At 49.0% G+C, this 13,711-nt stretch carries 11 protein-coding genes; 6 read left to right on the top strand and 5 right to left on the bottom strand.

Features of this window, described 5'->3' with window-relative positions; genetic code table 11:
• Positions 1 to 8: 8 nt before the first annotated feature.
• The 3 genes from H8L47_RS00455 to H8L47_RS00465 all read right to left on the bottom strand — a co-directional run bounded on the left by H8L47_RS00455 (position 9) and on the right by H8L47_RS00465 (position 3,748).
• The gene (locus H8L47_RS00455) at positions 9 to 941 is read right to left on the bottom strand and encodes an ABC transporter permease subunit (protein WP_186951279.1); all 933 of its coding nucleotides are present in this window, start codon (positions 939 to 941) and stop codon (positions 9 to 11) included.
• A 48-nt stretch (positions 942 to 989) separates the two neighbouring features.
• Positions 990 to 1,994 carry an ABC transporter permease subunit gene (locus H8L47_RS00460; RefSeq protein ID WP_186951280.1) on the bottom strand — a complete coding sequence of 335 codons (1,005 nt, stop codon included), beginning with the start codon at positions 1,992 to 1,994 and terminating at the stop codon, positions 990 to 992.
• Positions 1,995 to 2,128: 134 nt separating this feature from the next.
• Positions 2,129 to 3,748: an ABC transporter substrate-binding protein gene (locus H8L47_RS00465; protein WP_186951281.1), complete on the bottom strand. Its 1,620-nt coding sequence runs from the start codon at positions 3,746 to 3,748 to the stop codon at positions 2,129 to 2,131.
• A gap of 337 nt (positions 3,749 to 4,085) precedes the next feature.
• On the opposite strand from H8L47_RS00465, the gene H8L47_RS00470 reads away from it, so the two are divergent.
• Positions 4,086 to 4,814, top strand: a complete 729-nt coding sequence (locus tag H8L47_RS00470) for a dienelactone hydrolase family protein (protein WP_186951282.1) — start codon at positions 4,086 to 4,088, stop codon at positions 4,812 to 4,814.
• Here H8L47_RS00470 and recJ read toward each other — a convergent pair.
• Positions 4,811 to 6,499, bottom strand: a complete 1,689-nt coding sequence (gene recJ, locus H8L47_RS00475; protein WP_186951283.1) for a single-stranded-DNA-specific exonuclease RecJ — start codon at positions 6,497 to 6,499, stop codon at positions 4,811 to 4,813. The two genes, H8L47_RS00470 and recJ, sit on opposite strands and share 4 nt — an antisense overlap.
• Entirely contained in the window at positions 6,496 to 7,491 is a 996-nt protein-coding gene (locus tag H8L47_RS00480) for a hypothetical protein (protein ID WP_186951284.1), read from the bottom strand. The genes recJ and H8L47_RS00480 overlap by 4 nt, the downstream gene beginning before the upstream one ends.
• A 65-nt stretch (positions 7,492 to 7,556) precedes the next feature.
• Here H8L47_RS00480 and H8L47_RS00485 point away from each other — a divergent pair, with 65 nt between their 5' ends.
• The 5 genes from H8L47_RS00485 to H8L47_RS00505 all read left to right on the top strand — a co-directional run bounded on the left by H8L47_RS00485 (position 7,557) and on the right by H8L47_RS00505 (position 13,619).
• Positions 7,557 to 8,813 (top strand): lipoprotein-releasing ABC transporter permease subunit, encoded by a 1,257-nt coding sequence (locus tag H8L47_RS00485; protein WP_329605346.1) that lies wholly within the window; start codon positions 7,557 to 7,559, stop codon positions 8,811 to 8,813.
• A complete protein-coding gene (gene lolD / locus H8L47_RS00490) occupies positions 8,806 to 9,519 on the top strand; it encodes a lipoprotein-releasing ABC transporter ATP-binding protein LolD (RefSeq protein WP_186951285.1) in 714 nt (237 codons plus the stop codon). The genes H8L47_RS00485 and lolD overlap by 8 nt, the downstream gene beginning before the upstream one ends.
• 37 nt (positions 9,520 to 9,556) lie before the next feature.
• Positions 9,557 to 10,897, top strand: coding sequence for a hypothetical protein (locus H8L47_RS00495; protein ID WP_186951286.1), 1,341 nt, complete (start codon positions 9,557 to 9,559; stop codon positions 10,895 to 10,897).
• Positions 10,898 to 10,911: 14 nt separating this feature from the next.
• Positions 10,912 to 11,643: a polysaccharide deacetylase family protein gene (locus H8L47_RS00500; protein ID WP_186951287.1), complete on the top strand. Its 732-nt coding sequence runs from the start codon at positions 10,912 to 10,914 to the stop codon at positions 11,641 to 11,643.
• Positions 11,644 to 11,732: 89 nt separating this feature from the next.
• A complete protein-coding gene (locus H8L47_RS00505; RefSeq protein ID WP_186951288.1) occupies positions 11,733 to 13,619 on the top strand; it encodes an MFS transporter in 1,887 nt (628 codons plus the stop codon).
• Positions 13,620 to 13,711: the final 92 nt, after the last annotated feature.

A 13,711-nucleotide genomic window follows, 5' to 3' on the forward strand; every position in this document is an offset into this window, starting at 1 on the left:
ATCTTTGTTCAGCGTTTTAGCTTGGGGTCGAGTGCATCGCGCAAGCCATCACCCATGAGATTAAAGGCCAATACAGAAATCAGGATCGCCAGACCAGGGAAGGTGACAACCCACCAGGCGCTTTGTATGAATTCCATCGCACTGGCCAGCATAGAGCCCCATTCAGGTGTTGGGGGTTGCGCACCAAGACCCAGAAAGCCCAGAGCTGCAGCATCCAGTATCGCCGTGGAAAATCCCAGCGTAGCCTGCACAATGATGGGGGCAGCACAGTTAGGTAGTACGCAATTGAACATCAGGCGCAAATTGCTGGCGCCAGCTATGCGGGAAGCATTGACGTAATCTTTGTTCAGCTCACCACTGACTGCTGCACGTGTCAGTCTGGCATACGACGGCATGAGGACGATGGCAATGGCATACATCGCATTCATCAGGCCTGGGCCTAGTATCGCTACTACAGCGATCGCCAGCAACAGACTGGGCAAAGCCTGCAGGATATCCATGAAGCGCACGATGATGGTTTCCAGCATGCGTGCAAAGCGCCCGGTCCAGCTACGGGAAAAACCGGCGATCAAGCCCAGGGTGACGCCGACACTCATGGAAAGGGTAACTGATACCAGGCCTATGAACAGCGACAGGCGTGAGCCGTGAATTAAGCGAGACAGGATGTCGCGGCCAACCGGATCAGTGCCAAGCAAAAATTTGCCACTGCCAGTGGCGGCCCAGGCTGGCGGCGTAAGCGTGGATTCCCTGAATTGTTCTATCGGGGAGTGTGGTGCTATCCATTCTGCAAACAGCGCACAGAGACTGAGTATGCCCACCAGTACCAGGCCAATGACGGCACCACGGTTTTGTTTGAAATAGTGCCAGAACTCTACCAGTGGATGAGGCGGCGACAAGTTGGCCGTGCTCACTGCATTAGCTGGCAAATTAGTATTGCTCATATTTCTGCAATCAAATCTAATAAATGATGATGGGAGCGACGCATGATATTAGTGGCGTATGCGTGGATTGATCACGCCGTACAGCACGTCAACAACCAGATTGACGGTGATGACGATGGTGGCGATCAATAATATCCCGCCTTGCACAGTTGGGTAATCACGCCTTTGTATCGCTTCAATCAGCCACTTGCCTATGCCTGGCCAGGAAAAAATGGTTTCAGTCAGGATGGCACCTGCCAGCAAGGTACCTACTTGCATGCCAATAACAGTGACGACCGGTATCAAGGCGTTGCGTAAGGCATGTACCCAGACTACCCGCATCCATGACATACCTTTGGCACGTGCCGTGCGCACATAGTCTTCTTTAAGCACTTCCAGCATAGCAGAGCGGGTCATGCGGGCAATCACTGCCAGTGGGATAGTACCAAGGGCAATCGCAGGCAAAATCAGATGCATGACCGCTGATTTGAACGCACCTTCTTCACCTGACAGCAAGCTGTCAACCAGCATCAATCCTGTGACTGGCGGTAGATCAAACAGGATATCAATGCGGCCAGATACTGGCGTCCAGCCCAGTGTCACAGAAAACATCAGTATGAGCAAGAGTGCCCACCAAAAGATAGGCATGGAATAGCCAGTCAGCGAGGCACCCATGACGGAATAATCAAGGAAAGTATTACGCTTTAATGCCGCCAATATGCCCGCTGGCAAGCCCAGGACAACCGCAAAAATAATCGCACATAGCGACAATTCCAGCGTTGCCGGGAACAGTGTAAAGAACTCTTTGCTGACTAGCTCCTGAGTGATGATGGAGCGGCCCAGGTCACCTTGTATGACTTTACCCAGATAAGAAAAATATTGTTGATAGAGTGGTTGATCCAGTCCATAAAGATGCATGAGACTGGCATACCGCTCCGGATCCATGCCGCGTTCACCCGTCATGGCTTCTACTACATTACCTGGTATCAGGTGTATCAATGAAAAAACCAGCAGCGTGATGCCAAGGAAAGTGGGGATGACTACACCCAGGCGTCGAAAAATAAAACCCAGCATCGAAAAACCTTTTGCAAGCAAAATTTAAACAGGATAACAAACAATTTCAGCAGATCTGAAAACAACGCTCCAGATACAAAGGTGGCACCAATTTGCAAAAATTTTGCAAAATTGGCGCCACATTTCGGTATTACTTATTTATCCAAATCTACTTTTTTAAAATAATGATGCGCGGTTGAGTCCATTTTGAAACCAATCACGTTCTTGCGCACTGGTGTGTAACGCAAAGAGTGTGCCAACAAGAGCAAAGGCGCTTCTTCACGTACTATTTCTTGTGCTTTTTCGTAAAGCTTGGCTCTTTCAGCTTGCTTTGGTGTCAATTTGGCTTTTTGGATGAGGTCTTCATAATCCTTATTGCACCACCTTGGGATATTGCCCCCGCCTTTGACCGCTTCGCAGCCCAAAATTGGTTCAAAGAAGTTATCCGGGTCGCCATTGTCACCTGACCAGCCAAACATCATGGAATGATGCTCACCGGTCTTGCTACGTTTTTTATACTCAGTCCATTCATAGGTTGTGAGTTTGGTTTTGACACCGATCTTGGCCCAGTCTGCCTGTATCAATTCGGCCATGCGTTTGCCGTCTGGATTGTACGGACGCGAAACTGGCAGGTACCACATTTCAATTTCCAGGCCGTTCGCATAACCGGCCTTGGCCAGCAATTCTTTGGCCTGGGCAACATCATAAGGATATTCCTTGATCTTGTCGTTATACGACCACATGGTTGGCGGAATGACATTTTTGGCGACTTGGCCAGTGCCGGCATAAACTGACTTCAAGATCGAAGCACGATCAACGGCCAGATTCAAAGCCTGACGAACCAGTTTGTTATCGAAAGGTTTTTTCTCTACATTGAAGCCGACGTAGCCAATATTCAAACCTTGTTGTGAAAGCAGTTTGATATTTGGGTCATTCTTCATCAATTCCACATCTGCAGGTTTTGGCAAGGCCATGACATGACACTCACCCGCCTTGAGTTTTGCATAGCGTACAGAAGCGTCCGGCGTCACTGCATAAATCAGATTATCGATCTTAGGGCGACCATCCCAATAGCCATCATGTGCCTTGTAACGGATGATTGCATCTTTTTGGTAGGACACGAACTGGAAAGCACCTGTACCAATGATTTCTTTGTCGATTAGTTCTGGTGTTCCTGCAGCTTTCATTTTTTGCGCATATTCAGCGGAATGAACTGACATGAAGTCCATCGTTAGCGTGGCAAGGAAAGGTGCTTCCGGACGCTTAAGTTTAAAGCGCACGGTCAGGTCATCGACCTTTTCAAGCTTGTCGACGATCTTGGTTATGCCCAGATCCTGAAAGTAGGCATAAGTTTGCCCAGGTGTATTTTTGTGGAAGGGGTGATTTTCATCCGCCATGCGGTAAAAGCTGAAAAGTATATCGTCAGCGGTCAAGTTGCGACTGGGTTTGAACTTGGCATTGGTATGGAATTTGACACCCTTGCGCAGTTTGAAGGTGTAAGTCAGACCATCCGCAGAAATTTCCCATGACTCGGCCAGGGCAGGAGTGATATTAGTTGTACCCGTTTCCATTTCTACCAGGCGGTTATACATGGGCACTGAGCCTGCATCTGCCGTTGTTCCGGTAGTAAAGAATTGCGGATTAAAACCTTCTGGGCTGCCTTCAGAACAATATACCAAAGTCTTTGCTGCCATCGCTGCACCAGCGTGCAAGCCTGCAAATGCGCCAATGACAACCACAGCGCCAGTCTTCAACAGCCAATTACCTTTTTTCATCCAGACTCTCCACAGTGAATAAGAACCAGTAAAAATGACAAAACAATTGTGCCATAGCCGACCGCACAGATTTTTGTATTGTGCAGCAATTCGATAAGATTTGTATTATTTTGTTACACGCCCGAAGAAAATTTTGAAAATAAAACTGACAAACCTGAATGGCACTATTCAGTGGATTCTCTTGCAAACAAGATTTGCCCATTGTTGCAAATATGATGCATTGCCGCGAAGTAGCTATGCGCTCATGGCCATGGAACCAAAAGATATGTTATGCCGTCATATTGCTATATGAGTTCAACACATAAGCAGTAACAAAAATCATTATTTTCATAATTTCATGCACTCACATATCGAAAAAATTATCAGACCTGATGGCAAAGTATTAGAGGTTCTTGCAGAATTTCCTGCCGGAACTGGGCCTTTCCCGTTACTGATACTGGCACCAGGTTTGCGCTATGACATGTGTAGACCAGTCATTGCGCAAGTCGCCAGTCATTTACTGTCGCTGGGCTTCGCTGTATTCCGGTTTAACTGGGCTTTTTATACTGCTGATGCTGCGCGTGGTCAACCGAGTGAGGATTTGGCTGCTGAGTTACAAGACTTTAGCTTGGTGTTAAGCCTGGCAAAAAATGATAAGCTCATACAGCAACAGCGAATCTCTGTTGCCGGCAAGTCTTTGGGTTCCATCGTAGCCTGGCGTGTTTTTCGGGAGGAGGCATTGTTGAAAAACTGCGTCTTGCTGACGCCGCTATGTGTGGCCGATAAGTCCGGAGGGGATGAGTCGAGTATGGTGGAACAAAATTATCCAGATGCTGCGCAAGAGAACAGGCCCATCCTCATGCTTGCTGGAAATGCAGATCCCTATTGTGAGCTAGCCATTCTGCATCAATTTGCCGCAAGCACACTGACGAAATTCAAAATTGTCGCACTGGACGGTAATCACAGTCTGGAAATGCCAAGTGCTGATACGGTGACAGCGGCCAGCAAGTTTGATCGTAATATGCAATTGCTGGCCAAGCATATTGAGGAATTTTTGTTTGAGCAGGAAGATTCAAAGTGCAGCTAATCTATATGCTCAACCATTAATTGGACCCTGGTGACACCATTGTATTCATTGGCATCCAGCCTGAAGGCGACATGTACATTCTCAGGCAGAGTGTCAGTATGACCAAACCAGATTGCATCATATCTGAGCTTGTTTTTTTCCAGCACCAGTTTTAAATGACGCTCTTTTAAGACCCTTTGTGAAATCAGTTTAAAGTCATCGCAAAATATAGGGGGCGGGAAACCTTGGCCCCATACCTGGGTATCCAGCAGGCGGATAAAATCTGTCGTGTAATAGGCATCTTCCAGCGCACCATCTGTCTCCACGATGCGCTCAAGCTGGTGTGCCTGCAGCCAGCTTTTTCCTACAGATTCAAAAGCCTGCTGGAATGCAGGGAAATCTTCGGTGCGTATAGTCAAGCCAGCTGCCATCGCATGGCCGCCAAATTTTTGTATCAGGCTGGGTGCGTGTTTGGATACCAGGTCGAGTGCGTCGCGCAAGTGAAAGCCAGGTATGGAACGGCCCGAGCCCTTGATCAATCCCTCGCCACCGGGTGCAAAAGTGATTGTTGGGCGATAAAACTTGTCTTTCAGGCGAGAGGCGACGATACCAATGACACCCTGATGCCAGCCTTCATCAAACACGGTAATGGTATTGCTGTCTTGAGGCTGGAAATCATCAAGGTGCAGCAGGGCCACATCCTGCATCTCACGTTCTATGTCTTTACGGTCTGCATTGATGCCGTTCAGTTCCTGGGCAATTTGCCAGGCGCGGCCATCATCATCTGTGGTCAGGCATTCTATGCCCAGCGCCATATCAGCCAGACGGCCAGCGGCATTCAATCTGGGTCCTAACGCAAAACCAAGATCAAAGGGACTGGCATTGCGTGGTTCCCGACCAGCTACGCGGAACAAGGCCGCGATCCCGGCGCACATGCGGCCAGCGCGCATGCGTTTCAGGCCTTGCGCCACCAGGATGCGGTTGTTGGCATCCAGTTTGACTACGTCAGCCACCGTGCCTAGTGCAACCAGGTCCAGTAAAGTATCCAGCTTGGGTTGATTTTGCTGATCGAACACGCCACGTTGACGCAGCTCTGCCCGCAAAGCCAGCAGTACATAAAACATGACGCCGACTCCAGCCAGGTTTTTGCTGCGGAAGCCGCATTCGGGCTGGTTTGGGTTGACAATGACGGCTGCATCCGGCAAATGATCGCCAGGCAAATGGTGATCTGTCACAACGACGGCAATACCCTGGGCGTTCGCCGCTGCTACGCCATCCACGCTGGCAATGCCATTGTCGACGGTGACTATGACATCGGGCGACTTTTCTTTTTGCGTCAATGCGACGATTTCTGGCGTCAGGCCATAGCCATATTCAAAGCGATTCGGGACGATGTAATCGACATTCCCCCCCAGCATGCGCAAGCCGCGTAAGCCGACTGCGCAGGCAGTGGCACCATCACAGTCGTAATCAGCCACGATGACCAGTTTTTTGTTTTGTGCGATGGCATCCGCCAAAAACTTTGCGGCCTGGTCTATGTGCAAAAGCCCGGACGGTGGCAACATGGCATTCAACTCGGTGCTGAGTTCTTTCTCTCCTGTTGCGCCGCGTGAAGCATAAAGGCGTGCCAATACAGGATGCAGGCCACTCTGGCGCAGCATTTCTGATTCACGGAAAGGGCAGGGGCGTACTGTAATGCGTGTCATGAAATCGAAAATAAGTGATGTAATGAGGGTTTGACCCAGAATTTGCGTAAGGACCAGGGCGTCAAGTCAAAGCTGGCTATTTTGTGGGCGTCGCTGAAAACCAGCTTCAGACTGTGGATTTGCTTATTCTGTAGACCTGCTAGCAGAGGAAAAAACCAGTTTTTTTCCAGTTCCTGCATGTTGTCCAGCCATTGCGCCCAATCGTTATTGATCGCCGCTTCGCACAGATTGTCCAGCAAGACAGGTGCTCGTCCGTTCTCGACGGCAGGTTGATGCGGATATTGGGTGTAGTCTGTCGTAATACAAACTTGCTTTAGCGCCGGATTCAGACTCTGTGCGCCACCTGATATCCAGACGGAATTAATGACTTTGGCACCGCGCATTTCACGCTGAGCATTGATGTCATGGGTGAACCACTGCATCTGTATTTCATTTTGCAGTTTGCGCCAGGGGCGCTCAAATTCGCCTTTCGGCATCCAGATATCAATATTGTGGCCGCAAGCGGCATCTACCGTAGCTGTTTGCAGGTCTCCCCAGTCGTCAGCGCGCAAGAACCAGGTCTGCGCGTCACCAAACAAGAGTTGCAAGCCCATTTCTTCACAGCTTGCCTTGGCTTGTTCAAACAAAGGGCGGGATTCGGTTTCGCTGATATTCAGGCGTCGCTGATCTGTCAGTACCAGGTGATCACGGGCAATATGGATGTGAACGGGCTGCAGAATGAACCAATGACCAGCTTCAGGTGTCAGACCACAAGCGTTCATCCGGTTCCATGCTATGGCCGGGCTGTTGGCTTTTTCCTTTGGAGGAAACTGGTCGGCAAGCCAGTATTCATAACCAAGTGCGCGTGAGAAATCGTCTGTTGCCCGTGCCTGGGTACTGCCTGCGCAAGCGATTAACCTGGCTAATCCAGGTGTACGCATTTCTTTTAACAGGTCTTTGGCGATGTTTGCTGGCGGAATCCCGAAGGGGATTATCAATTCTAAATGGCTCATAGTGCTGTATTGTAGGGCAAACGTATGGCAAACTGCTGGCTGACTTCATAACAAGTGTAAATGCAGTGAAAAATCTCTCTTTTGAATGGCTGGTCGGCTTGCGTTATACGCGTGCCGGGCGGCGTAGTGGTCGTAATGGCTTTATTTCTTTTATCTCGCTGATCTCCATGGCGGGCATAGGGCTGGGTGTGGCAGCCATGATTGTTGTTATTTCTGTTATGAATGGTTTCCAGAAAGAAGTACGGGACCGTATGTTGTCCGTGCTGGCCCACGTTGAAGTATTTGATGCCAGCGGTGCTCTGCCTGATTGGCGTTCGACTGCTCTGGAAGTGCAAAAAAATCCTGCAGTCACTGGTACCGCTCCCTATGTTGATGGCCAGGCCATGATCATCCGTGAAGATGTTATGCGTGGTGTCATCTTGCGCGGCATTTTGCCGGAAGAAGAACCCAAGGTCTCGGATGTCGCCAGCAAAATCAAGTATGGTAAATGGGCTGACCTCAAGCCGGGTGAATTCAATATCGTGCTGGGTTCTGCACTGGCAAGCAGTTTGAGGGTGCATATAGGTGAGAAAATTACGCTGGCTTCGCCTGAAGGGCAAATGACGCCTGCAGGAGTGGTGCCCCGTCTGAAAGCATTCAATGTGGTCGGGATATTTGAAGCCGGTCATTATGAGTATGATTCGGGCATGGCTTTCATGCATATAGAAGATGCGCAAAAATTCTTTCGCCTGAATTCACCTTCTGGCTTGCGTTTGCGTATCAAGGAAATGCTTAAAGCTCCTCAGGTGGCGTTTGAGCTGTCGCGCAACCTGTCTGGTGATTTGTTGATACGGGACTGGTCACAGCAAAACAAAGTTTATTTTGCTGCAGTAAAAGCAGAAAAAACCATGATGTTTATCATCCTCACGTTGATCATCGCCGTGGCCGCATTTAATCTGGTTTCCACTCTGGTCATGACGGTGACTGACAAACAGGCTGACATTGCCATCTTGCGTACCCTGGGTGCAGCACCTTCATCCATCATGAAGATATTCGTGATACAGGGGACGATAGTTGGTTGCCTGGGAACATTGTCAGGTGTGGGCCTGGGCTTGTTAATTTCCCTTAATATTGATGTCATCGTGCCTTTCGTAGAAAGCTTGCTGGGCATACAGTTGCTTTCCAAAGAAGTCTATGTCATCAGCAAGTTGCCATCGGATGTGCAATTATCCGATGTACTGACTATCGGCAGTGTTGCCTTAATCCTGGCCATGCTGGCCACCATTTATCCTAGCTGGCGTGCTTCACGCGTGAAACCTGCGGAGGCATTGCGTTATGAGTGATCAAGTTTTGAGTAAAAACGATAATAAAGAAGCCGCAGTTTTATCTTGCAGTGACCTTGGCAAGACATTTTCGCAAGGGCTGGAATCTGTCAATGTTCTGAAGGAAATCAACCTGAGTATATTCCGGGGAGAGCGGGTCGCCATCATTGGTGCGTCTGGTTGCGGCAAGTCTACTCTACTACATTTGCTGGGTGGCCTGGATACGCCTAGCAAAGGTACCGTGACCTTGCAAGGCAAGGATTTTGCCAGTTTGAGTGAGACTGCCCGTGGTACTTTGCGTAATCGTGCGTTGGGTTTTGTTTACCAGTTTCACCACCTGCTACCTGAGTTTTCAGCACTGGATAATGTCGCCATGCCACTCATCATCCGTCGTATGGCACGGACCGAGGCGCAAAAGATTGCGCAAGCCATTTTGGAAAAAGTCGGGCTCGGGCATAGACTCAAGCATGTACCTGGCGAGTTGTCCGGTGGCGAAAGGCAGCGCGTGGCTTTGGCTCGCGCTCTGGTAACCCAGCCGGCCTGTGTGCTGGCAGATGAGCCTACGGGTAATCTGGACGGCAGCACGGCCCAGCAAGTGTTTGCCCTGATGCTGGAATTGTCGCGTACGCTGGGTACTGCTTTTGTTATTGTTACTCATGACGCAGAATTGGCGGGGCGCTGCGACCGTGTTTTCCGTTTAACTGATAGTGGCCTGCAATTACAATAGAAATGGCATGCACAAAACCAGCAAAATGAATTGCGGGATGCGTAATAAAGCATCCGGCATATCTCGTTTTTCTACCAGATCAGGTAGCTGGCTAGTGCTTGGCTTGTTGACAGTCATTACTCCATCTGTGCATGCGGCTGATACAGTGGAACTGGTTTTGCAACTGGAAACTTCGCTGACCAGTGATAGTAATCCTTTTCGATTTTACGAACAAACTGCCCAGCCGGATCGGCCTGAGCCTGCGCCAGACAAGCAATTCCGCAATCGAGACAGCATTACTGGCACTGACATAAGGGCGGGTGCCATTATCCCCATCTTGTCTGATCGTACGCGTTTGATACTGACGGGCTCACTAGGCAAACGGCACTATAAAAATTATAAGGATCTTGACCACAAGCTGATAGCTGCCGATGCGACTCTCGACTGGGCCGCGGGCAAAATTGTCAATGGACAGGTGACTGCTGGCAAAGAAGACAGATTGTTTCAATACATTAATGGCAGTCTGACAGAGAAAGATATCTCGCACCAAAAGCGTGCTGCCGCCAATGTCAATTTTAAACTCACAGATGAATGGTCTTTGAATGCCAGAGTCGACCGGGCGGGTTTGAATTATGATCTGCCACTGAACCAGCTATACAACTTTGATGAACGTGGCAGGCAGCTGAGTGGGCGCTATTACTCACCGACTGGTTCCAGTGTGGAAATCGGTACGCGCATGTCGGAAACCAGTTTCCCGGACCGGAACGAGCAGGATATTGCGGATCTGGATAAAGCCTATAAAGAGTCAGAGGTTTTTATCGATACTGAATGGCGCTACAGCAGCAAATCAGTGACCAGCGCGCATCTTGGTGTCATCAAGCGTCAGTACGACGTGCTAACTGAGCGAAATACCAATCTATCGAATATCCTGTGGCGCGGCACTTATCATTATTCCCCTAAGCTGCGCCTTGATTTGCAATTGTGGGATAGGCCTTTTACGATTGTTGACCGCACTGTGGTCTACGTACTCAGCAAGGCCATGCGCTTTGACGCGCAATGGAAGTATTCAGATAAATCGCAAATGAATTTCTCCACGCTTTTGCAAAATAGCGATAATGTACTCGTACCTCGCCTGGCAAGCTTGGCTGACGGCACGTCGCGTAAGGAAAAACTGCTGCGTATAGGCTTGGGTGGAGGATATGAATTTGAACGCGGCTTTCGTCTGGTGCTGGATAGCTTTTATGAAAAAGTGCAACGTGAGTCTGATGGCGTGAATTTGAAACAGGCAGTGATTAAACTGGGTTTGGAATATACCTATGAAAATTTACCTGGGAGTAACTCACGTATGGGTATGAAGCGCTATCAACATTCCTTGAGTGCCTCGGATAGTTTGCGCTAGTTTATTGGATGCCGATGGGACTAACACAAAAATTAAGCCGTTTCACTGCCCGGCATGTCGCAAATCGCTGGTTGCCATTGCGCAAGGGCAGGGGTGTGGTCAGCTTCAGTTTTGATGATGTTCCAGCCAGCGCCTGTCATCAGGGTGCCATGCTTATGGAGTTGTACCAGGCACGCGGTACTTTTTATGTTTGCGGTAGCCTGACCGATGGCATAGAGCAAAATCAGCCTTGTCATAGTGTACAAGATTTACAGCGACTGCTAGAAAACGAGCATGAGATTGGCTGTCACACCTATTCGCATACCAACTGCGCCAATGCCACTTCCAGTTTTTTGTGGGAGGACTGGGAGCGTAATCAGGCTTTTTTCAAGCAGCATGGCATCATTCATCATGGCTTTGCCTTTCCCTTTGGTGCCTACAACCTGAGTAGCAAGCTGGCGGCTGCCAAACGATTTTCATATAACCGCATTACTGGAGGGGGCACCCAGACTGGACGTGCCGACCTGTCTGCATTGCGCGCGCAAGCCCTATATTCGGCCAACAACAATGTGGATGAGATTGCTGCCTTGATCAAGCATACCGCCACAGTAGGCGGCTGGTTGATTTTGTATACTCACGAAGTCAGTGAAACTCCTGGCCCATGGGGTGCAACACCAGCTTTGCTGGAAAGCGCCTTGCGGACGGCTACACAGGAAAGTTGTCAGATATTGCCAGTTCACAAAGCAATTGATTTTTTTCTTTCCTGATCGTGTACACGGTTTTTACTCAATTCAGACTTGGGTAAGTTACAATTCTTGCGGTTTTAATCTTAATTTTCAGGTAGCAGACAACACCCATGAGCCAACATAGCCAGTTTATCCTGCTGACACAGCGCCGATTTGCCCCCTTTTTCTGGACGCAATTCCTCGGGGCATTCAATGATAATGTGTTCAAGACAGCCTTGTTGACCATACTGACGTATGACGCTTTGTCATGGACAAATATGGATGTCGGTTTGCTCAATAACCTGATACCAGGCTTATTCATTTTGCCCTTCGTCTTGTTTTCTGCGACTTCTGGGCAGTTGGCTGACAAATATGAAAAAGGCAGAATGGCCCGAAAGGTCAAGTTGCTCGAAATTGGCATCATGCTGATTGCTGCCGTAGGCTGGCAAACGCATAATCTCTGGCTTTTGATTGCCGCCGTTTTTGGCATGGGCATACATTCCACTTTGTTTGGCCCTGTCAAGTATGCGTATTTGCCTCAGCACCTCAAGACAGATGAGCTGGTTGGTGGCAATGGCTTGATAGAAATGGGGACATTTGTCGGTATTTTGCTCGGGGAAATACTGGGCGCCATGTTGGTGGTGCACAAGCCTTGGGGAACGGAACTTGTGGCTGGTGGCGCAATAATTGTCGCAGTCATTGGCTACGTGACTGCTCTGCGTATCCCTGATTCACCAGCTCCCGTGCCAGAATTGAAAATCAACTGGAACCCGGCTACAGAAACCATCAGGAATATCAGCTTCAGCAAACAAAACCGTCCGGTATTTTTATCTCTGCTGGGTAACTCTTGGTTCTGGTTCTATGGTGCCATCGTTCTTGCGCAATTCCCTTTGTATGCCAAGGATTACCTACATGGCGATCACAGTGTCTTCGTACTCTTGCTGACGATTTTCTCGTTTGGTATCGGTGCTGGTTCTTTGCTTTGTGAAAAACTGTCTGGCCATAAAGTAGAGATCGGACTGGTACCATTTGGTGCGATAGGCTTGTCAGTATTTGGGTTTGATCTATATTTATCCAGCCTCAGCTATACCAATGTGGCGACTGTTGGTGCAATGGAGTTTGTTAAACAGGCAGGCAGTTTGCATATTCTGTTCGATATCACAATGATCGGGGTTTTTGGCGGACTGTATATTGTGCCTTTGTTTGCCTTGATACAAACACGTTGTGACCCGAAACATTTGTCACGCACGATAGCGGGCATGAACATCCTGAACGCTTTGTTCATGGTCGTTGCCTCACTCTCGGCTGTAGCAATGCTGAAACAAGGCTTCACGATACCGCAGATATTCATGGCGACAGCCATACTCAATGCCATCGTGGCTATCTACATATTCAGCCTGGTGCCAGAATTCCTGATGCGGTTTATTGCCTGGCTGCTGATACACACCATCTATAAGGTCAAAACCATCAACACTGACCGCATACCAGATGAAGGCGCGGGCATACTGGTCTGTAATCATGTCAGCTACATGGATGCCATCGTCATCATGGCATCGAGCCCGAGGCCGGTGCGTTTTGTCATGGATCACAGGATCTTTAAAATACCGTTTTTGTCTTGGGTATTCCGCACGGCAAAAGCTATTCCTATCGCACCGGCCAAAGAAGATCCATGGTTGATGGAAAAGTCTTTTATCGATGTTGCCCAGGCTTTGCATGAAGGTGAGCTGGTTTGTATTTTTCCAGAAGGCAGATTGACGACGACAGGCGAGTTGAATGAATTCAAAGGCGGTATCATGAAGATACTGGAGCGCAGTCCTGTTCCTGTTTACCCACTGGCTTTGCGTGGATTGTGGGGGAGCGTACTGTCGCGTGACAAGAGCAATCCATTTGAACGCGCTTTCCGTCGCGGACCATTTTCCAAACTCGAAATGGTGGTGGGGGATGTCATGCAGCCGCAAGATGTGTCACCTCAGGTTCTACAGGAAAAAGTCAGTGAGTTGCGTGGCGAGTGGAAATAAAATCCAACTCTCAGCTTAACTTTAAGGTGGATTCAAGCTTTCTTTAGATAAGAAAATGGCGCATTCAATATTGAATGCGCCATTTTTACTTG

Source organism: Undibacterium umbellatum, from assembly GCF_014284125.1.
Taxonomy (GTDB): domain Bacteria; phylum Pseudomonadota; class Gammaproteobacteria; order Burkholderiales; family Burkholderiaceae_D; genus Undibacterium; species Undibacterium umbellatum.

Coding starts and splice junctions, on each gene's coding strand:
- H8L47_RS00455 (WP_186951279.1), bottom strand. CDS start 941: ATGAGCAATACTAATTTGCCAGCTAATGCAGTGAGCACGGCCAACTTG.
- H8L47_RS00460 (WP_186951280.1), bottom strand. CDS start 1,994: ATGCTGGGTTTTATTTTTCGACGCCTGGGTGTAGTCATCCCCACTTTC.
- H8L47_RS00465 (WP_186951281.1), bottom strand. CDS start 3,748: ATGAAAAAAGGTAATTGGCTGTTGAAGACTGGCGCTGTGGTTGTCATT.
- H8L47_RS00470 (WP_186951282.1), top strand. CDS start 4,086: ATGCACTCACATATCGAAAAAATTATCAGACCTGATGGCAAAGTATTA.
- recJ (WP_186951283.1), bottom strand. CDS start 6,499: ATGACACGCATTACAGTACGCCCCTGCCCTTTCCGTGAATCAGAAATG.
- H8L47_RS00480 (WP_186951284.1), bottom strand. CDS start 7,491: ATGAGCCATTTAGAATTGATAATCCCCTTCGGGATTCCGCCAGCAAAC.
- lolD (WP_186951285.1), top strand. CDS start 8,806: ATGAGTGATCAAGTTTTGAGTAAAAACGATAATAAAGAAGCCGCAGTT.
- H8L47_RS00495 (WP_186951286.1), top strand. CDS start 9,557: ATGCGTAATAAAGCATCCGGCATATCTCGTTTTTCTACCAGATCAGGT.
- H8L47_RS00500 (WP_186951287.1), top strand. CDS start 10,912: ATGGGACTAACACAAAAATTAAGCCGTTTCACTGCCCGGCATGTCGCA.
- H8L47_RS00505 (WP_186951288.1), top strand. CDS start 11,733: ATGAGCCAACATAGCCAGTTTATCCTGCTGACACAGCGCCGATTTGCC.